This is a genomic window from Hymenobacter lapidiphilus (assembly GCF_003417065.2).
Lineage (GTDB): Bacteria > Bacteroidota > Bacteroidia > Cytophagales > Hymenobacteraceae > Hymenobacter.
The window spans coordinates 1-26,335 of record NZ_QVLT01000046.1; the positions used below are offsets into that span (position 1 = coordinate 1).

At 63.9% G+C, this 26,335-nt stretch carries 22 protein-coding genes and 2 pseudogenes; 18 read left to right on the forward strand and 6 right to left on the reverse strand.

All coding sequences use genetic code 11. The features are described 5' to 3' along the window. A pseudogene (locus D0N36_RS19820) lies at nucleotides 1-127 on the forward strand (IS481 family transposase); the annotation flags it as partial. Between the two features lie 24 nt (nucleotides 128-151). Here the strand turns inward: D0N36_RS19820 and D0N36_RS17975 are convergent. The 4 genes and pseudogenes from D0N36_RS17975 to D0N36_RS17990 all read right to left on the reverse strand — a co-directional run bounded on the left by D0N36_RS17975 (nucleotide 152) and on the right by D0N36_RS17990 (nucleotide 10,091). After that, nucleotides 152-1,342 (reverse strand): efflux RND transporter periplasmic adaptor subunit, encoded by a 1,191-nt coding sequence (locus tag D0N36_RS17975; RefSeq protein ID WP_116943210.1) that lies wholly within the window; start codon nucleotides 1,340-1,342, stop codon nucleotides 152-154. Nucleotides 1,343-1,501: 159 nt separating this feature from the next. Next, nucleotides 1,502-5,937 (reverse strand): annotated as a pseudogene (locus D0N36_RS17980) (CusA/CzcA family heavy metal efflux RND transporter). A gap of 99 nt (nucleotides 5,938-6,036) precedes the next feature. Further along, nucleotides 6,037-6,432: a hypothetical protein gene (locus D0N36_RS17985; RefSeq protein WP_116943211.1), complete on the reverse strand. Its 396-nt coding sequence runs from the start codon at nucleotides 6,430-6,432 to the stop codon at nucleotides 6,037-6,039. A 308-nt stretch (nucleotides 6,433-6,740) separates the two neighbouring features. After that, the gene (locus D0N36_RS17990; protein WP_116943212.1) at nucleotides 6,741-10,091 is read right to left on the reverse strand and encodes a PAS domain-containing protein; all 3,351 of its coding nucleotides are present in this window, start codon (nucleotides 10,089-10,091) and stop codon (nucleotides 6,741-6,743) included. 535 nt (nucleotides 10,092-10,626) lie between these two features. Here D0N36_RS17990 and D0N36_RS17995 point away from each other — a divergent pair. The 7 genes from D0N36_RS17995 to D0N36_RS18025 all read left to right on the forward strand — a co-directional run bounded on the left by D0N36_RS17995 (nucleotide 10,627) and on the right by D0N36_RS18025 (nucleotide 17,395). Beyond that, a complete protein-coding gene (locus D0N36_RS17995; RefSeq protein ID WP_116943213.1) occupies nucleotides 10,627-10,818 on the forward strand; it encodes a hypothetical protein in 192 nt (63 codons plus the stop codon). Nucleotides 10,819-10,956: 138 nt separating this feature from the next. Further along, nucleotides 10,957-13,752, forward strand: coding sequence for a PAS domain-containing protein (locus D0N36_RS18000; protein WP_116943214.1), 2,796 nt, complete (start codon nucleotides 10,957-10,959; stop codon nucleotides 13,750-13,752). A gap of 2 nt (nucleotides 13,753-13,754) precedes the next feature. Beyond that, complete coding sequence (locus D0N36_RS18005) at nucleotides 13,755-14,402, forward strand: response regulator (protein ID WP_116943215.1); 648 nt, start codon at nucleotides 13,755-13,757, stop codon at nucleotides 14,400-14,402. A 290-nt stretch (nucleotides 14,403-14,692) separates the two neighbouring features. Further along, nucleotides 14,693-14,995, forward strand: a complete 303-nt coding sequence (locus D0N36_RS18010; RefSeq protein WP_147320973.1) for a hypothetical protein — start codon at nucleotides 14,693-14,695, stop codon at nucleotides 14,993-14,995. Between the two features lie 68 nt (nucleotides 14,996-15,063). Next, nucleotides 15,064-16,128, forward strand: a complete 1,065-nt coding sequence (locus D0N36_RS18015; RefSeq protein ID WP_116943217.1) for a chemotaxis protein CheB — start codon at nucleotides 15,064-15,066, stop codon at nucleotides 16,126-16,128. A gap of 119 nt (nucleotides 16,129-16,247) precedes the next feature. Beyond that, on the forward strand, nucleotides 16,248-16,778 hold the full coding sequence (locus D0N36_RS18020) for an RNA polymerase sigma factor (RefSeq protein ID WP_116943218.1): 531 nt from the start codon (nucleotides 16,248-16,250) through the stop codon (nucleotides 16,776-16,778). Nucleotides 16,779-16,981: 203 nt separating this feature from the next. Next, on the forward strand, nucleotides 16,982-17,395 hold the full coding sequence (locus tag D0N36_RS18025) for a hypothetical protein (protein WP_147320974.1): 414 nt from the start codon (nucleotides 16,982-16,984) through the stop codon (nucleotides 17,393-17,395). Here the strand turns inward: D0N36_RS18025 and D0N36_RS20325 are convergent. Together D0N36_RS20325 and D0N36_RS20330 are read right to left on the reverse strand one after the other, a co-directional pair. Next, complete coding sequence (locus D0N36_RS20325) at nucleotides 17,343-17,657, reverse strand: transposase (protein WP_199798370.1); 315 nt, start codon at nucleotides 17,655-17,657, stop codon at nucleotides 17,343-17,345. The genes D0N36_RS18025 and D0N36_RS20325 overlap by 53 nt on opposite strands. 21 nt (nucleotides 17,658-17,678) lie before the next feature. Next, nucleotides 17,679-18,005, reverse strand: coding sequence for a transposase (locus tag D0N36_RS20330; RefSeq protein WP_199798371.1), 327 nt, complete (start codon nucleotides 18,003-18,005; stop codon nucleotides 17,679-17,681). A 452-nt stretch (nucleotides 18,006-18,457) separates the two neighbouring features. Here D0N36_RS20330 and D0N36_RS18040 point away from each other — a divergent pair, with 452 nt between their 5' ends. From D0N36_RS18040 to D0N36_RS18085, 10 genes are all read left to right on the forward strand, one after another. After that, nucleotides 18,458-20,083: a MutS-related protein gene (locus D0N36_RS18040; protein ID WP_116943220.1), complete on the forward strand. Its 1,626-nt coding sequence runs from the start codon at nucleotides 18,458-18,460 to the stop codon at nucleotides 20,081-20,083. 178 nt (nucleotides 20,084-20,261) lie between these two features. Beyond that, the gene (locus D0N36_RS18045; RefSeq protein ID WP_116943221.1) at nucleotides 20,262-20,450 is read left to right on the forward strand and encodes a DUF7668 domain-containing protein; all 189 of its coding nucleotides are present in this window, start codon (nucleotides 20,262-20,264) and stop codon (nucleotides 20,448-20,450) included. A gap of 58 nt (nucleotides 20,451-20,508) precedes the next feature. Continuing rightward, nucleotides 20,509-20,712: a hypothetical protein gene (locus D0N36_RS18050; protein ID WP_116943222.1), complete on the forward strand. Its 204-nt coding sequence runs from the start codon at nucleotides 20,509-20,511 to the stop codon at nucleotides 20,710-20,712. Between the two features lie 232 nt (nucleotides 20,713-20,944). Continuing rightward, nucleotides 20,945-21,304: a CoA-binding protein gene (locus D0N36_RS18055; RefSeq protein WP_116943223.1), complete on the forward strand. Its 360-nt coding sequence runs from the start codon at nucleotides 20,945-20,947 to the stop codon at nucleotides 21,302-21,304. Nucleotides 21,305-21,464: 160 nt separating this feature from the next. Beyond that, entirely contained in the window at nucleotides 21,465-22,142 is a 678-nt protein-coding gene (locus D0N36_RS18060; RefSeq protein WP_116943224.1) for a response regulator transcription factor, read from the forward strand. Continuing rightward, a complete protein-coding gene (locus D0N36_RS18065; RefSeq protein WP_116943225.1) occupies nucleotides 22,139-23,413 on the forward strand; it encodes a sensor histidine kinase in 1,275 nt (424 codons plus the stop codon). The genes D0N36_RS18060 and D0N36_RS18065 overlap by 4 nt, the downstream gene beginning before the upstream one ends. Nucleotides 23,414-23,675: 262 nt before the next feature. Then, the gene (locus D0N36_RS18070; RefSeq protein ID WP_190242751.1) at nucleotides 23,676-24,257 is read left to right on the forward strand and encodes a phosphatase PAP2 family protein; all 582 of its coding nucleotides are present in this window, start codon (nucleotides 23,676-23,678) and stop codon (nucleotides 24,255-24,257) included. A gap of 184 nt (nucleotides 24,258-24,441) precedes the next feature. Beyond that, a complete protein-coding gene (locus D0N36_RS18075; RefSeq protein WP_116943227.1) occupies nucleotides 24,442-24,903 on the forward strand; it encodes a hypothetical protein in 462 nt (153 codons plus the stop codon). Beyond that, nucleotides 24,855-25,778, forward strand: coding sequence for a TolC family protein (locus D0N36_RS18080; RefSeq protein WP_116943228.1), 924 nt, complete (start codon nucleotides 24,855-24,857; stop codon nucleotides 25,776-25,778). The genes D0N36_RS18075 and D0N36_RS18080 overlap by 49 nt, the downstream gene beginning before the upstream one ends. A 159-nt stretch (nucleotides 25,779-25,937) precedes the next feature. Further along, nucleotides 25,938-26,335, forward strand: a 398-nt coding sequence (locus tag D0N36_RS18085; RefSeq protein ID WP_199798372.1) for a hypothetical protein, incomplete at its 3' end; no start/stop codon positions are given.

Below are 26,335 nucleotides of genomic sequence, written 5' to 3' on the forward strand. Positions count from 1 at the left end.
CCACGCCAAACGGCTTAAGACCTTGCGCGGCCTCACGCCACATGAATTTGTCTGTGCCGAGTGGCAGAAAAACCCCGTTAACTTTACCCAGGACCCGACCCACCTCACGCTGGGACTATACACCTAGCCAACTGGCGCACCGGCCCGACAGCTATTCTTCGCTGGGGTTCTTGAGCTTGCTTAGCAGTGAATAGGCACCCTCGGTGGCGTAGCGGGCGGCCGTGTCAGCCGCGGCCGGACCCGGAATAAAGACTTCGCTGTAGCCGTCGGCTGTTTCACCGCGGCGCACTTCTATCATGCGATAGGCCTGCTGACCGGCCGCCGCCGGCTCCAGGCGGAACACGTACTGCTTGCCTTCGTAGTCGACCACAGCCTGGTTGGGCAGGGCGGGCACGCGCCGCGAGGTGGTTTCGATAACGGCCCGCACGAACATGCCCGGGCGCAGGGCCGGGTCGTTTTCGCGGTCGAGGTGGCCGTGCACGCGCACCGTGCGCTGGGTTTCATCCACGGTGCGCGCAATGAGGTACACTTTGGCCCCACGTTCCACGCTGCTGTCGTTGGGCACGGTGAAGCGGATGCGCTGGCCCTTCTGGAGCTGCGCGGCATCTTTTTCAAACACGGTCAGCTCCACGTGCAGGTGGTCAGGGTCCACGAGCACGAACAGGGCATCGGTGGGCGTCACGCTCTGACCCACGGCCACATTGACGGTTTTCACGAAAGCTGCCTTGGGGGCGCGTAGCGTGGCCGTCGTGACGAAAGGCTGGGCGCCCACGGGCAGGCCCGCCAAGCGTAGCCGGGCCACCTGGCCGGCCGCCTGCGCCGCCAGCGCGCCGTAGCGGGCCTGGGCCTGCTGAGCGTTCTTGGCGGGGGCCACCTCCTCGCGCACCAGCTCGTGCTGGCGCTCCAACTCGGTTTTGGCGTAGCGAAGCTGGCTCTGCGTTTCCAGGTAGTCCTGCTGGAGCTGGATGAACTCGGGGTTGCTGATGACGGCCAGCACTTGGCCTTTGCGCACGTACATGCCTTGCAGCAGGGTCGTGCGCTCCACAATGCCCCCCAACGGCGCGCTGATGGACAGGATGTTTTCGGGCGGCACGTCGAGCACGCCATTGACTTTGAGGCCGGCCCCCAGCACGCGCTGTTCCAGGGTCGTGGTCTGGATGCCGGCCAGCCGCTGCTCGTCGCTCGTGAGCGAAACCAGGTCGGTGGGCGCGGCGGTGCTGTCGGCGGTGGCGGCAGCCGTAGCCGGGCCATCCGCCGGGTCGGCGGGTTCGGTTTTGCTGGTGCAGCCGGCGGTGAGTAAGAGTCCGACCAAGAAGAATACGGGTTTGAGAGGGAAGTTCATACAGTCTGGAAAATCAAGAGAACGTCATGCTGAGATTGTCGAAGCATCTCTACCGCAGTAGTAATCCAATCGAAGTAACGAAGCGGTAGAGATGCTTCGACAAGCGGACGCTAGATAAAGCATGACAGACGTGAGGGTGTCAATAGGTGCGAAACAGACTTACTGGCCGCTGCTCAGCAGGTAGTCCAGCTCGATGACGGTCTGGTTGTGTTGCAGCAGCGCGTCGAGGTAGTCGGTGCGCAGGCGCAGGGCCCGTTCTAGGTTGAGCAGGTATTCGGTGTAGCCGTTTTCGCCCGCCTTAAAGGCCTTGGTGGCCACGCGGGTGATGACGGCGGCTTGCGGCAGGCCGGTCTGCTCGTAGAATTGCAGGCGCTGCTGCTGCTCGGCGTGCTGGAGTAGCAGGGTTTCGACCCGCCCGGCTAGCTCGGCCTGGTAGCGTGAATAGCCGGTTTGGGCCACTTTTTCCTGCAACCGGGCGGCCTGCACCCGCGCCTTTTGCGGCCCCTGAATTAGGGGCACGGCCACAGTAGCATGCACTCCCTGGAACCGGTCGCCGGCCCTATAGTTGCGGGTAACGCCGTCCACCAGTTGCGGGCCGATGAGCGACTGGTTGAAGTAGCCCACGCTAAAGCCCGGCTTGCCCTGGGCCTCCGTCACGCGGGTTTCAGCACGGGCCACAGCCACTTGCTGGGCCAGCACCTGGGCCAGCAGGCTACGGGCGAAGACCGCCGTGTCGCCGGGGGCCGGGCGGGCGTTGGGCACCAGCGGAGCGAGCGTGCTGTCGGCCACCACCACGGGCTCGGGGCGTTGCAGCAGGGCCTGGAGCTGGCGCACGGCCACCGCATACTCGGTGCGGGCCTGGGTTAGGCGGATGCGGGTTTCGCCCTGCTGCACCAGGGCCGTGGCCACTTCCAGCCGGGCCGTTTCGCCGGTGCGGAAGCGCAGTTGGGCGGCCCGTACAAACTCGGTGTAGAGGCTGTCCTGGGCGCGCAGGGTGCGCAGGCGGTGGCGGGCGTGCACGGCGGCCTCGTATTGCAAGCGCACCTGCCGGCGCACGTCGGCCCGCACCAGAGCCAGCTGCTGCTCTTTGGTAGCTACCTGGGCTTTCGCCAGGGCCGTGAGCGTGCCGTAGTAGCCGGGCCAGGCCAGCGGCTGGCTGATGGTGAACGAGTTGTCCTGCTGCCGGGAGTTGTACTGGCCGTAGTTGCCCTGCACAGTGGTGCGGCCGAAGTCGCGGGCGGCCCGCACGGCGGCCTGCTGAGCGGCTAGCTGCTGCTCGGCCCCGAGCACGGTGCCGCTTTGCGTGAGGGCGACCTCCACCGCTTGGGTGGCGTTGAGCGCCCCGCTGCCGGGGCCGGCCAGGTTCTGGGCCAGCGCCCGGCCGGGGAGCAGCGCTCCGCCCATGGCCAGCAGCAGCACAATACCGGCCACGCCGATTTTCACCGGCGAGCCGGCCGATGCCGCTTTCTTGGCGGCGCGGCGGGCCGTCCAGGTTTCTTCCAGGTAGTAAAGCACCGGCAGCACCAGCAGGGTAAGTAGCGTAGCCGTCACCAGTCCGCCAATCACCACCGTAGCCAGCGGCTTCTGCACCTCGCCCCCCGCTGACGACGACAAGGCCATCGGCAGAAAGCCGAGCGAGGCCACGGTGGCTGTCATCAGCACGGGCCGCAGCCGCACGTGGGTGCCTTCCAAGATGCGGGCCCGCAGGTCAGTCATGCCTTCTTCCTTCAATTGATTAAAGTAGCCGATGAGCACGATGCCGTTGAGCACGGCCACCCCGAACAGGGCAATGAAGCCCACGCCGGCCGAGATGCTGAACGGCATCCCGCGCAGCCACAGCGCCAGCACCCCGCCAATGGCCGAGAGCGGAATGGCCGTGAAAATCATCACCGACTGACTGACCGAATTGAAGGTGGCGTAGAGTAGCACGAAGATGAGCAGCAGCGCCACCGGCACGGCAATCAGCAGCCGGTCGCGGGCCGATTGCAGGTTCTCGAACTGCCCGCCGTAGGTCACGTAGTAGCCGGGCGCAAACTTCAGCTGCTTGTCAATGCGCTGCTGCACCTGCTCCACCAGGCTTTCCACGTCGCGGCCCCGCACGTTGAAACCCACGATGATGCGCCGTTTGGCGTCGTCGCGCTGAATTTGGCTGGGGCCCGAAATCAGGGACACTTTGGCCACCTGCTCCAGCGGCACCTGCCGGCCGTCGGGGGCGACAATGAATAGCTGGCGCAGGTTGCTGATGTCCTGGCGGGCGTCTTCCTTGAGGCGCACCACTAAATCGAAGCGGCGCTCTTTCTCGAATACCCGGCCCGCTACTTCCCCGGCAAAGGCGGTCCGCACCGTGCGGTTCACATCGTCCACCGACAGGCCGTACTGGGCCAGCTTTTCGCGGTCCACCTGGGCCACAATCTGGCTCTGGCCGGTGGCGCGCTCCACGTACAGGTCGGTGGCGCCGGGCAGGCCCTTCACCAGCTCTCCTACCTGGCCCGCGTAGTCGTCGAGCTGCTGGAGGTCTTCGCCGAAAATCTTAATCACCACGTCCTGCTTGGCCCCCGAAATCAGCTCATTAAACCGCATCTGGATGGGCTGCTGGAAGCCGAACGTGACGCCGGGAATGGCACTGAGCTTGGCCGACATCTGCTCGACCAGTCCCTCGCGCGAGTCGGCCGAGGTCCAGTCCTCTTTGTCTTTGAGCACGACAATCAGGTCGCAGGCCTCCACCGGCATGGGGTCGGTCGGGATGGCCGACGAGCCCACTTTAGCCACCACTTCCTTCACTTCGGGGAAGTTTTTAAGGAGAATCCCCGCCGCCTGCTGGGCTTTTTCGGCGGTGTAGGTGATGGACGAGCCGGGCAGCACCCGGGTCTCCACGGCAAAGTCGCCTTCTTCCAGGGTCGGAATAAACTCGCCGCCCAGTGTGCCGAACAGCAGCAGCGCCCCCACGAACAAGGCCAGGGCGGTGCCCAGAATCAGGGTTTTGGCTTCCAGTGCCCAGGCCACCACGCCCTGGTAGCGCCGGGCCAGGTTCCCCAGCACCCGGTCGGATATATTGGGCTTGTGCTCGGTGTTGCGACTTAGGGCCAGCGCCGATAGCATGGGCACGTAGGTCAGGCTCAGAATGAAGGCGCCCAGAATGGCGAAGGCTACGGTCTGGGCCATCGGCCGGAACATCTTCCCTTCGATGCCGCCCAGCGCCAGCAGCGGCAGGTACACAATCAGGATAATGATTTCGCCGAACGCGGCCGACGAGCGGATTTTGCTCGACGCCTGGTACACTTCCTCGTCCATCTCAGCGCCGTTGAGCAGCTCCCCGGCCGGCCGGTTGAGCGTGGCCAGCCGGTGCACGATGGCCTCCACGATAATCACGGCCCCGTCCACAATCAGTCCGAAGTCGATAGCGCCCAAACTCAGCAGGTTGCCCGACACGTTGAACACCCGCATCAGGCTGATGGCGAAAAGCATGGACAGCGGAATGACCGAGGCCACCACCAGCCCGGCCCGCCAGTTGCCCAGAAACAGCACGAGCACGAAAATGACAATCAGCGCGCCTTCCGCCAGGTTTTTGGTGACGGTACTAATGGCGTGGTCCACCAGCTTGGTGCGGTCCAGAAACGGCTCAATCACCAGGCCTTCGGGCAGCGTCTGCTGGATGGTCGCCATGCGCTCCTTCACTGCCTTAATGACTTCGGAGGAGTTGGCTCCCTTGAGCATGAGTACCAGCCCGCCCACTACTTCGCCCTCCTGGTTGCGCGTCATCATGCCGTAGCGCACGGCGTGGCCGAAGCGCACCTCGGCCACGTCGCGCACCAGCACGGGCACGCCGCCCGCCGGGGTCTTCACCACGATGCGACCCACGTCTTCCAGCGAGCCCACCAGGCCCTCGGTGCGGATGAAGTAGGCGGCCGGTTTTTTGTCGATGTAGGCCCCGCCGGTGTTCTGGTTGTTCTGCTCTAGGGCCGCGAACAGCTCCCCGATGCTGACATTGTAGGCGCGCAGCGCTCGGGCTCCACGGCCACTTCGTACTGCTTGATGTTGCCGCCGAAGCTGCTTACGTCGGCCACGCCGGGCGTGCCCAGCAGCTGCCGGCGCACCAGCCAGTCCTGCACCGTGCGCAGTTCGGTGGGCGAATACTGCTTTTTGTAGCCCTTTTTCGGGTGCAGCACATACTGATAAATCTCACCCAGCCCCGTCGTGACCGGGGCCAGCTCGGGCGTGCCGGTGCCGGGCGGAATCTGCCGCTCGGCCTCCTTGAGCCGCTCAGTGACCTGGTTGCGGGCCCAGTACACGTCGGTGTCGTCGGGAAAGACGATGGTGACGACCGACAGGCCGAAGCGCGAAAACGAGCGCACCTCCTGCACGTCGGGAATGGTAGCAATGGCCTGCTCAATGGGAAAGGTCACGAGCCGCTCCACGTCGGGCGCGCCCAGCGAGGGGGTTTGGGTGATGACCTGCACCTGGTTATTGGTAATGTCGGGCACGGCATCGATGGGCAGGTGCGCCACCGAATAGCCGCCCCAGGCCACCAGGGCCAGGGTCAGCAACCCTATCAGCAGCTTATGGCCGATAGAGAAGCGAATAATGGAATCGAGCATGAAGAAGCTGGCTGAATCAACAATGTGCCCGCGCCTGGGCCGGCTGCCGCGCAGCGACAGGACCAGGGGGAGGCGTTACCCAGAAAAGCGGGGGTTGATTCAGGCCTGGGGAGGCTGCCAACAGACGCGGGCCATGCCCGGATGGGTGGCCGGCACGGCGGCCAACGGACGGCTGGCGCTGAGCGCCGACCAGCCGAAAACCGCCACCGCCCACCGCGCGGCTACCGGCGGCAGGTACACGGCCGGGGCCGCGTAGTCGTGGGTATGGTGCAGGGGCAGCGACTGGTGCTCATCGGTCCCGCCATCCTCACCGTGGGAGTGGGAGTGGGCCAGAAAATGGTCGTAGAAAAAGCCCACCAGGCCGCTGGCCGCGTGGTCCTGGTCGTGGTGCTGCCACAGCGCCGAAGCCTCCGCCAGCTCCTGCGCGTTGCCGCCCGGCAGGCAGCTCACGGCCAACAGGTGCAGACTTAGCAATAGGAGCAGCAGACGCTTCATAAGCGCAAAGGTAGGAATTCAGGCGGGAAACCCCGGGCTAGTGCGGCGGCCAGCGGGCGGGCGACCCGCCCCGGTTACGCGCCTGCCGGGGCCACTAGCCCGAGGAGCAGACCACGCAGTCTAGCGGGAAAGTGCTGGTTGTATCCGGCACCTTCGGGGGTATGAAACCGGTCCGCAAGAAGTAAGGCAAGCTGCTGCGCGTCTACGTCCGGCAGCCGGTCTGTTAGCTGTCCGAGCAATGGCTTCAACCGGTGCGCGGCAGCTTCCGGCCATTGGCTCTCCGTGCTCCGTGCGAGAGGATGGCTGCGTTAAGCAGGCAGGGAAACGGTGAAGGTAGAGCCGACGCCCGCCTCGCTCTCAACCGTGATAGCCCCGCCGGCATTCTCCACCAGCCGCTTGACCATGAACAGGCCCACCCCCGAGCCCTCGACGTGGGTATGCAGGCGGCGGAACATCCCAAATAGCTTGTCTTGCTGCGCGCTCGTCAGGCCCAGGCCGTTGTCCTGCACAACCAGCACCAGACGGCCGGGAACACAATGGGCGCGCAGCTGCACCAGGGCCGGGCGGTCAAAAGCCCGATACTTCACGGCGTTGCTCAGCAGGTTGTACACCACCGAGCGCAGCGTTTTGGGCGCCACGCGCACGGTCTGGCAGCCGTCCACGTCTACCAATAGCGTAACGTCGGCGGTTTCCAGCAGCGGGGCTAAGTCGAGGCGTACCCCACTGATGAGCGCCGGCAGGTCTGTCGTCTCGGGCACTTCGGCCAGCTGGAGCTGCGAGATGTCGGTGAGGTGGCCAATGGTTAGCTGGAAGCGGGCCACCGAATCCTCCATCATATCGAACAGGCGCGGGACCAGTTCGGCCTGCAGTGCCTGTGGGGGCAGCTGTTGGCGCAAGGCCAGCAGCAGGCCCTCGATGTTGGAAATCGGGGCCTTCAGGTCGTGCGAGGCGGTATAGACGAAGGTGTCGAGGTCGGTGTTGGTCCGAATGAGGCGGGTATTGGTATCGTGCAGCTGCTGGTTGGTGGCCTGCACGGCCTGGTTGATGGCGGCCAGCTCCTCATTGAGTTGCTGCACCTGCTGGCGGGCCAATACCTGGTCGGTTACCTCAATGGCCACGCACGCAATCTGCGTCACTTGGCCCTGGGCATCGCGCAGGGGCTGGAATACGAAGCTGAAATAGCCCAGCTCGTCGGCCCGGTGGTAGGCCAGGCGCGCCGGCAGCTCCTTCACCACCACTGTTTCGCCACTTTCCCACACCGTACCCAGCAGCTCCGGCAGGCCCTGGCTCACCAGCTCCGTCATTACCTCCAGGTAGGGGCGGCCCAGCAGCTGCTGCCGGGTGCGGCCCAGAATCTGCTCCATGAGCGGATTGACAATGCTGAAGACGTACTCCGGCCCTTCCGCCACCCAGATAGCCATGGGCGACTGCTCAAACACCGTCTCGACCAGCTCCTGCTGCGCCTGCCGGGCCTGGCGGGCGCGTACCTGCTCGCTCACTTCGTGAATGAAGACGGCCACCCCGGCAATGCGCTCGTGCTCGCGGTAGGCCTGGAAGGTGAACGTGATGTAGCGCGGCACCTCGCTCGGCTCCGTCGTGCGCAGCAGCTGCTCCAGGCTCTGGTACGTTTCGCCGGTTTCGTATACCCGGTCGAGGTGGTCGATAACATCCGCCGACGCTAAGGCGGGATACGCCGCCACTACGGGCCGCCCCAGCAGGTCCTGGCCCGGAAACAGCTCCCCGAAGGCGGTGTTGAAGTACTCGATGCGGTGGTCGGGCTCGCGCAGCAGGGCCACGGCTACCGGGGCCCGCTCGAAGAGGCTGAGCAGTTCCTGGCGCTCTGCGGCGTTGCGCTGGGCCCCGGCCAGCAGGGCCGCCTGCAGCGTGTCGGCCTCCCGGCGGCCCACCACCTGCTCGGTCACATCGTAGATGAAGGCGGCCACGCCCACAATCCGGCCCTGCTCGCGGTAGGCCTGGTAAGAGAACGTGACGTAGCGCGGGCTACCGGGTTGCAGGTTGGCCAGGGGCATGTCCAGCACGGCCTGCGGCTCGCCGGTGGCGAACACGCGGTCGAGCAGCGAGAGCAGCCCGGCCAGTTTAAGACGCGGATACACTTCGATCAGCTGGTGGCCGTGCATATCCCCGCCCATCCATTCTTCGGGCGGAAACAGCTCCTCGAAGGCCGTGTTGAAGTACTCGATGCGGTGGTCGGGCTCGCGCAGCAGCACAATGGCTACCGGCGACTGGGCAAATACCTGGTAGAGCTCCTGGCGCTGCTGGGCCCGGCGCTGCACGGCGGCCAGCGCGGCGGCCTGCAGCGTATCGGCCTGGCGGCGGGCTAGTACTTTCTCGGTCGTATCAACTACAAATGCGAGAATGCCCCGGCTCTGGTGCTGCCCGTCGAACAGGGGTTGGTAAACGAAGTCGAAGTAGCGCTGGATGGGCGCTTCCGTCTGGGAATCGGCTAGTATCAGGGCAATGTCCTGCCCGCTATAAGGCTGGCCGGAGGTATACACTTGGTCGAGCAGCGCAATAAAACCCTGCTCGGCCAATTCGGGCAGCTGCTCGGCCACCGACGCGCCCAACCGGGCCCGCCCGCCCACTAACGCCTGATACTGTTCATTCACAAACTGGAACCGGTGCTCCGGGCCGATGAGCGTGGCCACGGCCGCTGGTACCTGCCCCAGAATCTGGCGCAGCAGACCCTGCTGCTCGCGCAGCTGCTCGCGCTGGTGCTCGGCTTCGTGCAGCGCGGCCCGCACTTCGGCCGAGCGGACCGTTACGCGCAACTCCAGCTCGTCGTTGAGCTGCTGCACCTGCTGGCGGGCCAGCACCTGCGCCGTTACCTCCGTGGCCGAGGCAATAATACCCGTAACCCGTTGCCGGGTATCGCGCTGGGGCTGGTAGGCAATGTTGAAGTAGCCCGATACCAGCTCGCCAGTCCCGATGCGGTTAATGTGCACCAGCTGCTCGCGCAGGTAGTAGGGTTGACCGGTGTGGTACACGTCCTCAAAAATGGCTTCGAAGCCCTGCCCCTTCAGGTCAGGCAGCGCTTCAAAATGGGCCCGACCCACAATCTGGGCCAGGGGCCGGCCCCAGACCAGGGCCATTTCCGCATTCGCAAAGCTGACCACATGGGCCGGCCCCTCCAGTAAGGCAATGGCCATTGGCGCCTGCTCCAAGGCATTGCGTAAGGTGGTCAGCTGGCCTTCCGCCTCGGTTGGGGCGGCCTGCTCATGGGGCGGGCCGGCAGGCCGGGCCGAATCTACTGCGTTGCCGGGCTGGGCGCTGCGCTGCGTCAAGCTCACCAACAGTCCCTGCTCCAGCCGGGTAGCATGAACACTAATGGTTCTTTTGTGGCCGTCCGCCGGGTAAAACTGGTCGAACTGCGCCGGCGTGCCGGCCCGCCACGCGTCGCGGTGGAAGGCAAATGCGCCGCTGCCCCCGCTGCCGGGCCACTGCTGCAAATAGCTGGCGACAGGCTGAGCCGGCAGGCCCAGCAGCTGCTGGGCGGCGGCGTTCAGGTAAGCGAACTGGAAATCAACCACCTCCCCGGCCGCGTCAAACAGGGGGGTATAGTACACGACCCCATGGGGTAGCAGCTCCAGCAAAACGGGGAGCGTAGCAGCGGGCAGGCCCGCAGGGGTAGTTGAACTCATCAGAGGAAGAGGGATAAATCAGCCTTCAAATATACCACTCCTGGCAAAGGGAACACGAACTGGGTGGCAGCCAATCGTCAACCTAACGGTTGATAATTGCCAGACTAGTGTGCGGAAGACTGCTTCGCTTTAGGGAATGAGGTGGCCTATTCGGGCTGGATAGGATGGGACGGGAGCGAGATAGTCTTGCCTCATTCCGCGTCCGGATCGCGCAGGGTTAGCTGGCAGCGGTAGTGCTTGACGCGGGACTCGCTCACGCCCGTGGCCGCCATCGTCTGGTGCACCGACATGCGCGCCGCCAGACAGGCCTGGACTTTGGCCAGCTTGCCCGTGGCCCGCTCGCGGATGCTTTCCCGGTCGTACTCGGCCAGAACGGGTAGCCAAGTAGTTTAACAGCAGCCTGCGCACATTCTCGGGACACCCCAGAATCTGCGTAGTGTCCGCAGGGTCTTTTCAGTAGTGTCCGTAGTGCGTTGCGTTTTTCACGGCCAGACTTTTGTAAAAGCGCACTCCCGCGCGCTATTTCAGTCTCTTTATGGCATACGATACCCGTTTTGGCCCTAGTGCCCAAACCCCGGAACAGCGTGCGGCGGTGTTGGAGCTGATGCTGACCTTCCTACCCCGCTTGAAAACAAAGGCCCCGCCGGCGGCCCAGCAGTTTTATGACCGCTACGTGGCCGGTGAGCTGAGTTGGGAACAAATGCGCCAGGCCCTGAACGCCGCCTGATAGGCGAATACGGAGGGGGTTGGAGTGCCCGAACACTCTTCGTCCGGTGCTACTCTTCCAGCGCTTATTCGAAACGAGAGCTTTTGCGTATGCCTTTGGGACTGAACACTAGCGGCTCGCTTTGGCCAACTCTCGTGCATGCGCAAAAATAAATCCGGGGCTCCCGAGCCCGCGGCACCACCTCTTTCCTTGATACCCGTCGGCAACACCACGGGAAGCGGGACCGATGCGGAATCCCTGCTGCAGACCCTGCCCTGGGGCGTGGTCGTGCTGGACGCGCGCGGCACGGTGCTGCGCCTCAACCAGCAGGCGGCCCGCTGGTGGGGCGTTCCGCAACAGGAGCTGCAGGGCGCGAAGCTGGCGCAAGCGCCCCCCGGCACGCTACCCGCCGACCTGCTCCAGGCCCTGCGGGAGGTGACGGGCCGCCGCCCCGAGCAGGATTCCCAAGAGTTTTTTCTGCCCCACCACCAGCAATGGATTACCATGGCCAGTGCCTCTCAGGCCACCGGCTGGGTGGTGTACTGGCAGGATATCACGGCGCAGAAACAGGCGGGACAGCAGTATCAGGCCCAACAAACTGCCCATGATACCCTGCTCCGGCGCACAGAAGCCATACCCCGCACCGAGGCGCTGCAGGCTGAGTTGCTGACCGTGCGCGAGCAGCAGCAACTACGGGAGCGGGAAATCTTCTACCAGATGTTTGAGCAAACCCCGGCCGTGATTGCCTTGCTGCGGGGGCCCGAACACCGCATTGAATTCTACAACGACGCCTTCCGGCGGCTATATCCAGGCCGGGGGGAGTTGCGCGGCCGCCCCATGGGGCAGGTGGCACCGGAGACGGCCAGCCAGGGCTTCGTGGACCTGCTCGATGGCGTGTACCACACGGGCGAAACGTTCTCCGGCACGGAGGTGCCGTTGCTGATGGCGCAGCCCGGCGGCCAGCCGCCCAAGCGCCACTATTTTAACTTCACTTACCAGCGCTTCGAGGAAAACGGCCAGCCCGCCGGCATCTCCGTGTTTGCCTACGACGTGGCCGAGCAGGTGCTGGCCCGCCGGGAGCTTGAAACCCAGCGGCAGCGGCAGCAGGAGCTGTTTGAGCAGGCTCCCGTGGCGATGGGCGTCTTCAGCGGCCCCGACTACGTGGTGCAGGTCTGCAACCCGAAACTGGAAGCCATCTGGGGGCGGACGGCGGCCGAGGTGCTGGGGCGGCCCCTGTTCGAGGCCCTGCCCGAAGTCCGCGACCAGGGCTTCCGGGAGTTGCTGGACGGCGTGCGGGCTACCGGCATGCCCCACCTGGCCCACGGAATGCGCGGCCAGGTGCTGCACCACGGCAAATTAACCACGGTGTACCTCGATTTCGTGTACCATCCGCTGCGCGATGCCCAGGGCACCATCACGGCCGTAGCCGCCGTGGCCACCGACGTGAGCGCCCGTGAGGGAGTGGAAGCGCAGCTGCTGGCGTTCAATGCCGGGCTGGAGCAGCAGGTGGCCGAGCGCACCCAGGCCCTGGGCGAAAGCCAGGCCCGGCTGCAGTCCGTGTTCGATGCCGTGACCACGAACGTGATGCTGCTGCGGGCCGTGCGCGATGCCGACGGCGGCATTCTGGATTTTGAGTTCGTATTGATTAATCTGGCCACCCAGGCCTATTACCCCGGCCAGGCCGTCATCGGCCGGCGCGTCGGCGAGCTGAACCCCGGCATCCGGCTCACGCCCATTTTCGGGCAGCTCGTGGCGGTGGTCGAAACCGGCCGGCGCGCCGATTTTGAGGTGCATTACACCCACGAGGGCCTCAACAGCTGGTTTCGGCTGGTGGGGGTGAAAATCGGCGACGGGCTGCTTTACACCGCCGAAGACATCACGCCCGGCAAGCTGCTGGAGCAGGCCCAGACCAAGAGCTTCGCCCTGCTGCAACAGTCGGAAGCGGTAGCCGCGATGGGCAGTTGGGACTACGACCTGGGCACCCAGGAGCTGACCTGGTCCGACGGCCTCTACCACCTCTTCGACCGGCCCGTGGGCAGCCCCGTTCAGCTCCAGAGCTTTCTCGACGCCGTGGTGGACGACGACCGGCCCGCCGCCGCCCGCCTGCTGCGCACCCTCTCCGCCGGCAGCAGCCGCTTCGATGCCCCCCTGCGCCTGCGGGTGGGTGAGCAGGTGAAAACCGTACGCTTTAAAGCCGTGCCCATCCCCGACGTGCCGGGTGAGGCGGAGCGGGTGCTGGGCGTGTGCCTGGACGTGAGTGACGTGCAGCGCTTGGAAGAAGAAAACCTGGCCCTGAAGCTGGACAGGCACAAGGAGTTGCTGATGGCCATTCTGCAGGCGCAGGAAGACGAACGGCGGCGCCTGGGCGAGGTGCTCCACAACGGCCTGGGCCAGGTGTTGTACGCCACCAAGCTCCATCTCGACCAGCTGGATACGCCCGCCCTGCACGCGCTGCCCGCCCTGGCCAGCCTGCATCAGCAAACCGGCCGCCTGCTGGCCGAAGCCATGCGCCAGACCCGCACGCTGGCCCACGAGCTGGTGCCCACCTCGCTGGCCAAGTTTGGCCTCGCGGCCGCCGTGCGCGACGTATGCCAGGATTTATCGACCCCGCAGCTGCGCCTAGATTGCCACATTCGGGGAGAGGAGGAGCAGCAGCAGCTCCCGCAGCCCCTGCAGGTTACCCTCTTTCGCCTGGCCCAGGAGCTGGCCCACAACATCGTGCGGCACGCCGGCGCCACGCAGGCCGCGCTGGAGCTGGAAACCCTGCCCAACTGGGTCAGCTTGCGGGCCGAGGATAACGGCCGCGGGTTCGACGTGCAGGCCGTGCCCGAAGGCTTGGGCCTGCGCACCGTGCGCGACGCCGTGGCCCTGCTGGGCGGCACCATCGCCCTGGACTCCTCGCCTGAATTCGGCACCCACGTCCGTTTGCGCATTCCGCTCCCCTTATTCTCGTAGCCATGATTCGCGTTTTTATCGTCGACGACCACACCCTCATCCGCGACGGCCTGCGCACCCTGCTCGCCGCCGACCCACTGTTTGAGGTGGTGGGCGAAGCCGGCAACGGCCAGCAACTGCTCGACCAGTTGCCCACCGTGCCCACCGACGTGGTGCTGCTGGACCTGAACATGCCCGTACTCGACGGGCTGGCCACCACCCATCGCCTGCGGGAAGAGTACCCGGACCTGCGCATCCTACTGCTCTCGATGCTGACCCACGAGCGCACCATTGGGGAGGCGCTGGCGGCGGGGGCCCACGGCTACGTGCTCAAAAACGCCGATAAGTACGAGGTGGTCGCCGCGCTGCAGGGAGTAGCCGCGGGCAAGCGGTTTTTGTGCTCAGAAATCGGCTTGGGCCTGCTCGAAAAAGTCCTGCTCCAGGTGCCAACCGCTCCCGGCCCGGCCCCCGGACTATCCCTAACGCACCGGGAGCGGGAGATTCTGCTGCTGGTAGCCGATGGGCTCACGAATCAGGAAATTGCGGACCAGCTCTTCACCAGCCGGCGGACCGTCGAATCACACCGGCAAAGCCTGCTGGAAAAAACCGGCGCCCGCAACACCCCGGCCTTGGTGAAGTATGCCATGGAGTGGGGCCTACTTCAGCCCTGATGGAGCCGCCGACCGCAGCCGCTCTTAAGAACTCTGAACATCAGATACCCAATTGCATCCCCGTATTTATACGGGGATGCAATTGGGTATCTGCCTTGACGAATCCGGTAAGAATGCTGAGAAAAGCAAGGTCAGCAAAGCCGTTCCTTTGTCTAGGTAGCTGAACGCCACTTTTTAACCAGCTGGCCGGGGTGTAAAACCCTCTTGGTTTTTCAGCAGGGGCGCCAGGCTACCCGCTTCGACGAATGCGCCAAGCCACTCCGGTGACTCACCCACTGCCGTCCTTATTTATGGAAGTTTCTGTTCCTGCTTCGGTAACCGTACCCGCTCCTGCTGAGGCGTTGAAGCCCCTGCACCTGGCCGACTTGACGGCGGAACAGCTGGCGGGCCTGCTGGTGGCCCCGCCCGCGCAGCTAGCCGTTGATTGTCGTTGGCTGCTTGCGCCGCACCCGCTGGGGGTGGGGCGGTTTGTGTCGCAGCTGCTGGTAATACGAAGCCGGGGCACGCGCATTCACTTAGCGCAGGTTCATCCCGTGCTGGCGCGCTGCCTGCATCACCTGGGCCTGAGTCGGGTGTTCCACCTCCAGGGATAAGGAATACCCGCAAGTGCCCATCTCCGATAAGCTAGGCCCAAACCGTGCTGCCCTGACGTAAAAACCCCATGACTACCTCAACGTCCGTAAAAAAACCGAAGCCCTACCGGGACATCGTCGTTATCGGGGCTTCCGCCGGCGGGGTGGCCGCCCTGACGGCCCTCATCCAAACGCTGCCCGCTGATTTCCCAGCGCCCATTTTTGTGGTGCAGCACGTCGCGGCCGACTCCCCCAGCGTCCTGCCGCAGCTGCTCAATTCGGTGTCGACCCTTTCCGTCCGCCAGCCGCAGGATGGGGAAACCGTGGCGGCAGGAGTCATTTACGTGGCTCCGCCCGACCACCATATGCTGCTCGAAGGCAACCAGGTGCTGGTGACCCGGGGCCCCAAGGAAAACCGGTTCCGGCCCAGCATCGACGCGCTGTTTCGCTCGGCGGCCTACACCTACGGCCCCCGGGTGATTGGCGTGGTACTCACCGGCTACCTCGACGACGGCACGTCCGGGCTGTGGAGCGTGCAGCGCATGGGCGGGCTGGCCCTCGTGCAGGACCCCCACGATGCCGAGCAGCCGTCGATGCCTACTAATGCGCTCGAATTCGTCGCGGCCGATTACGTGGTGCCCCTGGCCCAGATGGGGCCATTGCTGGCGCGCCTCACTCAGGAGCGGGCCCCCGCCAAAACCCGCCTGCCCGCCACCGAGTTGGACCTGCTCCAAATCGAGCTAACCATTGCCAAGCAGGGCGGGGGCTTCGAGCTGGGCATCATCGAGAAGGGCAAGCTAACGCCCTTCACCTGCCCCGACTGCCACGGCGCCCTGACCCAGCTCATCGAGGGCAAGCTGATTCGCTACCGCTGCCACACCGGCCACGCCTACACCGTCAGCGCCTTGCTGAGCGAAGTCACCGAGTCAGTCGAAAGCATGCTCTACCAGTCCATGCGCGGGCTGGAAGAAACCAAAATGCTGCTCCACAACCTGGGCATGCACTTCGTTGAGAACGGCCAGGACGAAGAGGCCCACCTGTTCTTTCGCAAAGCCGACGAAACCGGCCAGCAGGCCCGCGTCGTGCACGATTCCATTTTGAAGCACGAATCGCTCAGCGGCGATTTGCAGTTTGAGCGCAACAAGTTTACCTAAGCCGGTGCTGGCAGCCCAACCTGGCCCAGGGACTACCTATTCTCTTTATGTCGCCAGCCCTGATGGCTAGCTATTGCTTCCTATCCGCAGCATGAGTTCCTACCAATTATCTCGCCCTGATGGCACTCTCTGAACAGGAACTGGTGCAGCGCTTAGTGAACCGGGAGGCGCGGGCCATGACGGTATTTTACCAGCAGTACGGCCGGGCGTTGCACGCGGCGGTGTGGCGCGTGGTACGCAACCAGCAGTGCGCCGAGGATGTGCTGCAGGAAAGCCTGGTCAAGGTCTGGGTGTCGATTGGCTCGTATGACGCGGCGCAAAGCCGGCTGCTCACCTGGGCCGCTACTATTTGCCGCAACGCCGCGATTGACTATGTGCGCACCGGCCGCCACCGCGCGCAACTGCGCACGGCCACGCTGGAGGATACCTCGGGCTGGCAATTCGTGGCCCCGCCCGATTTCAGGCCCGAGCACATCGGCGTACGGGAACTGTTAGTGGGGCTCCGCTATGAGCACAGGCGCGTGCTGGATTTGCTTTACCTGCGTGGCTACACGCAACTGGAAGCCGCCGAAGAGTTACAGGTGCCCCTGGGTACGGTCAAAACGTGGTCGCTTGGGGCCCGGCACCAGCTGGCGCGACTCCCACTCTAATGGGACTTGCGCAAAAAGGTGGTCTAAAAGACCCATTCGGCGGGGCAAATCTTTAGGTAGGAGCCTTTCCTGGAATTACTACCCTGACGAAGCGCAGAATTTTGTGGAGAGTAAAGCGTGGCGAGTCTCTTTTTACTCAGCCTTTTCTTCTGGGCGTGGCGGCCGAGTAATCCAAACCCGGTTAGCGGGATTTTCAACGACCGATGAAGCGATTAACTGATTATTTGGACTGCCTGCACCGCCCCGAGACGGGCACGATGGTATGCCGGTGGTTGCGCGAAGCGACCCCGGCCGAAATGCGGACGAGTTACGAGCAGTTGTTTGCCGAGGCCCAGGGAATTGGCTCCCGGCTCTGGCTGCTCGACATTCGGCGGCGCAACAACGAAGACCCGGAAACGGCCCAGTGGCTCATGGACGAGTATATGCCCCTGCTGGCAGCCCATTTAGGAGGGCCTACCTTTCTGGCGTACCTGCTCTCGCCCGCGCATCTGGTGCGCGTAGACGATGACGCCATTGACATAGTGCACGTTGCCCAGTTACAGCGGTCGGTCCACGTTGCCCTGTTTATTGAGGAAGGTAAGGCGAACGAATGGCTGGTGCAGCAAGCCGGCAAATAAGGGTGGGGTAGTGCCCTTCCGGTTGAAAAAAAGCGCAACCGGTTACTGGCAGCCCGCTAACCAGTTTTGAGCGGGCCTCAGGTGGGCTCAGGTACCGTCCTGCAGTCGTTCTAGCGAGTACGATACATGTAAAGACGACAGAGTGAAGTTGCTGCAAGGGGCTACTGAGCCGCTCATAGTCGCGGGCTAATCGGCGAAGCCGGCTGAGCCAAGCGAAGTTCCGTTCGACGACCCAGCGCCGAGGGCAGAAGCACAAACCCATTTTGGCCTCCTGGTTCTTTAATCACCTGCAAGTCAATCTAGGGCACCGCTGCGGCGTATTCGCCTTCTTCGCCCCTGTAACTCTGGTCCACGAAGCCGACCTGCACGCTTTGGCCGGTAACGGCCTAACCCGTTCGCACAATTGGCCCACTTGGTCGCGCTCCTGCGCGTTGGCCGGGGTGATGACCACGCGCAGCAATTGCCCAAGCGTGTCGACGGCGATGTGGGCCTTGCTGCCTTTGCGCCGTTTGCCGCCATCGTAGCCGGCCCGATGCCCGCTCTCCGGTGTGCTTTGCAGTACCCACCCGTCGAGAATAACGGCGCTCGGTGTGGCGGTTCGGTCCAGCAACAGACGCTGTAACTTGTTTAAATCATGCGCGATATCCTCAAAAATGCGGGCATCCCGCCAGCGGGTCCATTGCTGGTAAACGGCTGCCCACGGGGGTAAGTCGCTCAGCAGGTAGCGCCACTAGCAACCGGTGTGGCCCAGGTAGCGCACTTTCTTGGTTATGCCTCTTTACGATAACGCATCTGTTTACAAAGTTAATCAGAACGTGATGCTTGATCTAGCGTCCGCCTGTCGAAGCATCCCGTTCTGATTGACTCCGGGTACTTTCTAAGCAGCTTCAACATTTGTTCTCAGACCCGCCTTGGAATCGTGGTAGTTTTTCGCCTCCTACCGGAGCGTGCCCCGGCGTGGTACTTTCCTTGATAAGCGTCCCTTAGCTACCTTTCGCGCTACTTATAAGTATCAGTGGCACCAGCTCACCGCCCACGCCCTGGTAGCTACCCTCGCTTCTCATGTGGACTTCTTCCCGCACGCGCTTACGCCGCCTGGAGGCGAGTTGGCAACAGCCGGCTTCGCGCTCTTCCCACTTTCCCTGGGTGGCCCGCTACTACGACCATGTGCAGCACGAGCCCGCGTACTACCGCCTGCCTGACCAAACCTGGGAGGATCTGAACGGCGACCTGCTCTTTGAACTGCTCGATGCCACGGTGAGCCGGGTGGGCCAGCAGTGCCTGTACCACCGCCTGCGCAGCCCGCTCGCCGACGAGTCCGCCTTGCACGCGTTTGATGCTGCCGCAACTCTGCTGGCGCAGCAACCCGTGGCCCGCGGGCAAGCCCTGCTCGCCCTCGACCAGCTGACTGCCGACGAGACGTACTTCCTGGCCGATTTGATTAGTGGGGAGCCCCTCCCCACTTTGCCTGGCGCGCGCTTCGCGCCGCTGCTCGCACTGGGGCTGCTGGCCACGTTGCTCGGGGGCTTTTGGCTTCCAGTACTCTGGTTGGGCACGGGAACGTTTACCCTCATCAATACAGTGTTTCACTTCTGGCAGCGCACCCGAATTCAGCGCATTGTTCGCCCGCTGATGCAACTAGGCCGCTTGCACCGGGCAGGGCGAGAGTTATACCGGGCGGCCCTACCCCTGCGGCCGCTTGAGCCGCTGGCAGCGCCGCTGGCTCGGCTGGGGGCTATTCTGCGGCGAGTAGCTTTCTTTCAGGTGGAAGACAATTTGGGGGTGTTGGAACTGCTCAAGGCGCTGCTGCTACTCAACCAGCTGGTGTACGCCCGTTGCCGGGTGGCCGTGCAGCAGCACGCGCCCGCAATTCGGGCCGTATTTGAGGCGGTCGGCTACGTCGATTGCGCCCTGGCGGTGGCCAGCTTCCGCCAGCGCCACGCTACTTGCGTGCCGCACTTTGGACCCGCTGCCGAGGGCATACGGCTGCAAGCCGGTTACCACCCGCTGGTGCCGGGGTGCGTGCCGAATGACCTGACCCTATCTGGGCAGGGAGTGTTACTCACCGGCTCGAACATGGCGGGCAAAACCACCTTTATGCGCACACTGGGCGTGAATGCCCTGCTGGCCCAGACAATAGCGACGTGCCCGGCCACCGCCTACCGCGCCCCTTTTTGCCGGGTGCTCACCAGCCTCACCCTGGCCGACAGCCTGCCCACGGGCAAGAGCTATTATCTGGTCGAAGCCGAAACCATGCGGCAGCTGCTGCTGGCCTGCGACGCGGCCCCCGGTAGCTACCTGCTGCTGCTGGACGAGCTGTTCAAAGGCACGAATACGCAGGAGCGCATTGCCGCTAACAAAGCCGTGCTGGCCTACTTGCAGCCGCGCAGCTGGGTAGTGGCGGCCACCCACGATGGGGAGCTGGGGGCGCTATTGGAGTCCTGCTATGTCGAATACCACTTTTGCGAGACGGTCACGGCAGAAGACTGGTATTTCGACTACCGTCTCAAAGCCGGGCCGCTCACCACGCGCAATGCCATTCGGTTGTTGGCGCGCCTGCACTACCCGGCGCAAGTGATAGCAGACGCGCAAGCACTCAGTGCCACGCTGGCTACCCGGGCGCAACCTGACAGCGCGCAACCGAGCACACCGGAAGAACTTATTTCTGTGGCTGATTTGACCAGATAAGGGGTATACCCCTTTTATGATTCACTATGAACAATCTTAAACTTACACGCAGTCTGGAGCGTGTTGTTCGGCTGTTAGCTCATCGGGACTTTGTGCAACTAATCGCCTTGGATTAGAAGAAGCAGCTCACTGCCGAAGACTTGGCTGAGGCCTTGGATGGCTATTACGGGGGGGCTCTGTGATTTTTCCAGAACAGGGCATTGCCGACTACGACATCTATCCAGTGGATGGCACCGGATACGTGGCCGTGGACTATGACTTGCTCCTTGACGGCAAAGAGAGTTGGTTAACCTTACAATGCCGATTCTTTGACGACGAAACCGAAGAGTTCTATTCCTTCACCCTCGAAGTTATTCACCCACTTTAAGATGTTAAGGATCAGCTTTTTAAATTATTCGCATTCAATTTATTAGTGCATCACGGTGATGGAAATCATTCCGCCGGCCGTGCACACTGACCTGGGCGAAACCGATAACTCCTTCGGCATGCCGCTAGACGCGTACGCCGACGACGTGCTGCGCCAGCTGGCCACCGAAGCTCCGGAAGTAGCCACCGGTTTCTCAGCCCAGGCCCACCGGGCTTCGCGCGAGTTGCTGGACACGATGTTTACCGGCCTGAACAAGCGGTAATTTCCTTGGTCTTGCTTTACAAAGCCCGTTCTGCTGCTTGCAGGGCAGGCTTTACCGCTGGCCCCTGGCGGACGTGGAACAGATGGGCGGGCGGCAGTTGTTGGGCGGGCGAGAAGCAGCGCTTCGTTCTACTTTGCGGCTGGTCTTGCGTATAGCCCAACTGGTTTGTGGGGATTGGCGATGAATTCACCCGTCCAACTCCCTACGTTCCCAACCATCCAAGATCCTTCTTATGAAAAAGACCCTTGTTTTAGGCGCTACCGATAACCCCACCCGCTACGCCTACCGGGCCGTGCATCAGCTCAAGCAACACGGCCACGAAGTGGTGCCGGTGGGCATCCGTAAGGGCCAGGTGGCCGGCCTCGATATCCGCAACGACCGGCCCGCCGCCGAGGGCGTGGATACGGTGACGCTTTACGTGGGCCCCCAAAACCAGCCCGGCTGGTACGACTATATCCTCGACCTGAACCCGAAGCGCATTATCTTCAACCCTGGCACCGAAAACCCCGAGCTGGAAAAGCTGGCCCAGCAGCGCGGCATCGAAACCGAAGAAGCCTGCACACTGGTGATGCTGAGCGTAGGGCAGTATTAGGGAGTAGACGGCAAGTAAATCCGCCTGGCATCCTGACGAAGAAAAAACGGGAAAAGCATGGTAGTCTCGGATGTTGCGGGTTTACTGCCTGTAGCTGCCGCAGTCAGAAAGTCTTCAGAATTGCCAGCTACCTTTCAGCGGTTACTTACCCTGTACTCCTGTGAAGCTGCTGATTATAGAAGACGAGCCGGCCCTGCGCACCTCCCTGGTGGACTACCTGCGCCTGGATGGCTACGTGGTAGAAGCGGCGGCCAGCTACGAGCAGGCCCACGAAAAAATCAAGCTTTACCAATACGACTGCATGCTGCTGGACCTGACCCTGCCCGACGGCAACGGGCTGGACGTGTTGCGCACGCTTAAGGCCGACAACTCGCCGGCCGGCGTGCTGATAATCTCGGCCCGGGGGGCGCTTGATGACAAGGTGCTGGGTCTGGAGCTGGGGGCTGATGACTACCTGGCCAAACCGTTTCATCTTTCAGAGTTGAGTGCCCGTCTGAAGGCCATCATCCGGCGGCGGCAGTTCCAGGGGCAGCGCCAGCTGCTGTTTCAGGAGCTGGCGGTGTTTCCCGACCAGGCCCAGGTGCTGGTGCACGGCGAGCCCGTGGCCCTCACGCGCAAGGAATACGACTTGCTGCTCTACCTGCTCACGCATCCGGGCCGGGTGCTGACGAAAGAATCGATTGCCGAGCACGTGTGGGGCGACGCGGCCGATGCGGCCGACTCCTTCGACTTCATCTATACCCACCTTAAAAACCTGCGCCGCAAGCTGCAGGCCAAGGGAGCCGCCGACTACATCCGCTCGGTGTATGGGGTGGGCTACAAATTCAGTGTAGAATGAAACTGCTGACCGCCACCAACCGCTATTACGTGCTGCTGGCTGGCCTGCTCTTCACCATCGGAAGCGGGCTGCTATACTTCGGGGTGTTGTGGGCGCTTCAGGGAGAAGTGGAAGAGCGGCTGTTTCAGCAGCGCGACTACCTGCGCCAGGAAGTAGGGCGCACGGGGCAGCTGCCGGGTACCCCATTTGAGGGTCGGATGCAGCTGAGCACGAGGCCCCAGCCCGAGGTTCTGCGCGATGTGCTGCTGCTGGAACCGCTGGAAAACGAGCTGGAGCCCTACCGCCAGCTCACGTTCCGGCTGCAGCTGAACGGGCAGACGCAGTGGGTGTCGCTGAGTAAGTCGCTGCTGGAAACCGAAGACGTGCGCCGCCTGATTATGTGGCTGCTGCTGGGGGTGCTGGGCGCGCTGCTGGGGAGTATGGTGCTGCTCAACCGCTGGCTGGCGCGCCGCCTCTGGGCTCCGTTCGAGCACACGCTGCAGCAGCTGCGGGGCTACGATGTGCAGCAGCACCAGGTGCTGCAACTGCCGGACACGCGCATCGAGGAGTTCACCCAGCTCAACCACACGCTCACGCACATGAGCGAGCGGGTAGCGACCGATTACGCTACGCTCAAGGAGTTCACCGAAAACGCGGCCCACGAAACCCGAACGCCGCTGGCCATTATGCAGGCCAAGCTGGAGCAGCTGCTGCAGCTGCCCGACCTGCCCGCGCCGGCCGGCCCGCTCGTGGCCGACCTTTACGCCGCCGTGCAGCGCCTGGCCCGCCTGCACCAGGGCCTGACGCTGCTGAGCAAAATTGAGAACCAGCAGTTTGCCGCCGCCGTGCAGGTGCAGCTGCAGCAGCTCCTGACGGAGAAGCTGCAGCTGCTGGAGGAGTTCATCGAAGACAAGCAGCTCCGGTTGGAAACGAGCCTGCCCGCGACCGGAGCGCTCCAGCTGCACCCGGCCCTGGCCGACTCGCTGATAAGCAACCTGCTGCACAACGCCATCCGGCACAACCACCCGGGCGGCCTGCTGCGGGTAGTGCTCACGGCCCAGGAGCTGGCCATCAGCAATACGGGGCCGGTGCTGGCGGCCACGCAGAACCCCGCGCAGTTTTTCGAGCGGTTCCGCAAGCACAACGCCGCCTCCGATTCGCCCGGCCTGGGCCTGTCTATCGTTCAGGGCATTGCGGCCTTTTATGGTTTTGAAGTCCGCTACGAATATGCCGCCGAGCAGGCTTTGCACACGCTGCGCGTCCGGTTTTCACCGGCAGCTATCCGGCCATAGCCACTACAGTATTTGCACAGAATCGGGCCTTAGGTTTACCGGGTACCCACTGCAATTCCTGTATGTCCCGCCTTCTGCTGTTTACCTGGTTGTCCTGTCTGCTGCCCTTGTTCACGTCACAGGCCCAGACAACCGCCACGGCTCCGTTAGCCCCGCCAGCCAACGACTCCACCGGCCGGCCGCTCCTGCGGCAGCATCCGGTTGGGCGGGTGCTGCTGGTGCCCACGCTGCTACTCACGGCCGGAGTCCTGACACCCACCGGGTGGAGCTGCTGGAAACAGACGAGGAGGCGCGGGAGGAAATCAGAGAACACATGGGCCGGCCCGTGAGTACGCTCGACAACCAGATGCGCTACCTGCCGGGGGCCTTTGCGCTGGGCCTGGGCCTGGCCGGCGTGCCGGGCCGCCACCGGCCGGCAGACCAGCTGCTGCTGGCCGCCCTGGCTTTCACCCTCAACGACGCGCTGACCAGCAACCTCAAACGGCTCACCCAGGTGCAGCGCCCCGACGGGTCCGATTTCCACTCTTTTCCGAGCCAGCATACCAGCCTGGCCTTCGCGTCGGCCACGTTTCTGCACAAAGAATATGGTGGGCGCAGCGCTTGGTATAGCATCGGGGGTTACGGCATGGCCGCCGCCACGGGGGGCGTGCGCATGGCCAAGGACGCCCACTGGCTGTCGGATGTGCTGGCCGGGGCCGGCGTGGGCATTCTGTCGACGGAGGCGGCGTACTGGCTGTATCCGCGGGTGATGAAACCGGTGCGCAAGTTGCTGGGCAACCGGGCGCTGGTTGTGCCCAGCTACCAGCAGGGCGCTGTGGGAGCCATGGCCATTATCCGGTGGTAAGCAAGCGGAGGCTACATAATTACTTCAGAATCAGGCAGGAGCTTTGTCGGGCTGACACTCGCCGACCAGGCCCCGCATGTACTTCCAGCCAGGCAGGTGGCGTGCTCTCCCCTTCTGGCGGCGGGCTCCGTTAGCGCCGTCGTTGTACCCTACTTTGCTCATTGTGCCGGATACCCCTAACTCTTTGCTTCCCTCTTTTCTCTGCTGGCGGCGGTCGGCGGTCGGACTACTAGCCCTGCCCCTGCTGCTGTCGGGCTGCGTGAGCACTAAATCAACCTACACCCGCGACCAAGTGGCCCGGCGTCTCAAGGCGCGCAGTGGCTACGAGTTGGGCGCCGCCCGCACCGCCAGCGCCCCGGCCCCCGCGCTGCCCAACCTGCAGGACGGGCTGAGCGAGGACGAAACCGTGAACCTGGCCCTCACCCGCAACCCCGCCTTCCAGGCCGACCTAAGCACGCTGGCCCTGGCCCAGGCCGATTTGCGGGATGCTGGACTGCTGGCCAACCCCGTCCTCTCCGGCGTGACGGCCTACGGCACCTCGCCCGTGTTCCTGGCCCTCAACTTCGCCTCCGACCTGCTCTGGCACGCCCGGGCCGGGTGGGCGCCGCCCAGCTCGAAACCCAGCGCGTGGCCGAAAGCTTGGTGAGCCGGGGCCTGCTGGTGAGCCGCGACGCCCAGGTTTCCTACACCGATATTACCCTGGCCGATGAGCGGCTGCGCATCGCCCGCGAGGGCATCGTAATGCGGGCCGAAGTGGCGCGCATCGTGCGGGCCCGCTACCGGGTGGGCGAGGCCAGCGAGTTGGAAACCGTGGCCCCCAGCGCCGACTCGCTCCGCGCCGTGGACGACTTCTACCGCGCCCGCCGCGACGCCCAGGTGGCCCGCCTGCGCCTGCTGGCCACCCTGGGCCTGGACTCGGTGAATGCCGATTCGCTGCGGTTTGCGCCCGCGCCCGTCTCGGCCGTTTCCGTGCCGCTGCTGCGCACGCTGCTGGATTCGGCCTACGCCGCCCGGCCCGATTTGTGGGCCGCCCGCACCGGCATCGAGGGCATCGGCAAGCGGCTGAAGTGGGAACGGAGCCGGGTGTTCTCGTTTGTGCTCTCGCTGAACGCCCGCCTCAACGACCCCAAGCCGGTGAGCCTGGCCCCCGGTGCGGCCATCGGGTTGCCCATCTTCAACCGCAACCAGGGCCGCATCTCGCGGGTGAAAGCCGAGCTGGAACAGGCCTCCTGGCAGTACCTGGCCCTGCGCCAAACCGTGAACCTTGACGTGCGCGAAGCCTACGCCCAGTACGAGCAGGCCACTCAGAGCGTGGCCCTGTGGGAGCGCAGCTATCTGCCCAATCTGAGCGACGCCCTGCGCCGCTCCACCAATGCCTTCATCAACGGAGACTTCGCCTACGTGCAGGTGGCCGAAACCACCCGCCAGCTCCTCGACGCCCAACAGCGCGCCGCCGACGCCCGCGCCGACCAGCGCCGCGCCCTGGCCCGCCTGCGCTACGCCGTGGGCGGCCGCTTTTGAGGGTATTAATAATTCATTCAAATCGCCTGTCATCCTGAGCAGCGCGAAGGACCTTATGCCAGTTGAGTGGATTGGTATAACGAGAAAAGCTGCAGCGTGATAAGGTCCTTCGCTCTGCTCAGGATGACAAAAGAAAATAATATGCACCACCATAATAAGTTGCTAACTCGCCTCCTCCCGCTGGCCGGCCTGCTTAGTCTGGCTGCCTGCGGCAAAGACGAGAAGCCCAAGGCCATCAGCCCTGCCGAAGTGGAGAACCCGGTGAAGGAATCTGAGCTGACCACCGTGACCATCACCGCCGACGCGGAAAAGCGGCTGGGCATCAAAACCGTCACCATCAGCACCGATAGCGTGCAGGCCACGCGGGAAGTGGGCGGCGAGATTCAGGCCGTGCCGGGCCAGGCCGTAACCATTGTGGCGCCTGTGCAGGGCACGCTGCGTGGCGGGGCCGGCATCACGGCCGGCCAGCGCGTGCGCGAAGGCCAGACGCTGTACAGCCTCGTGCCGCTGCCGCCGAGCGCGACCTGCTCACCCTCAACCAGGGCACGGCCCAGGCC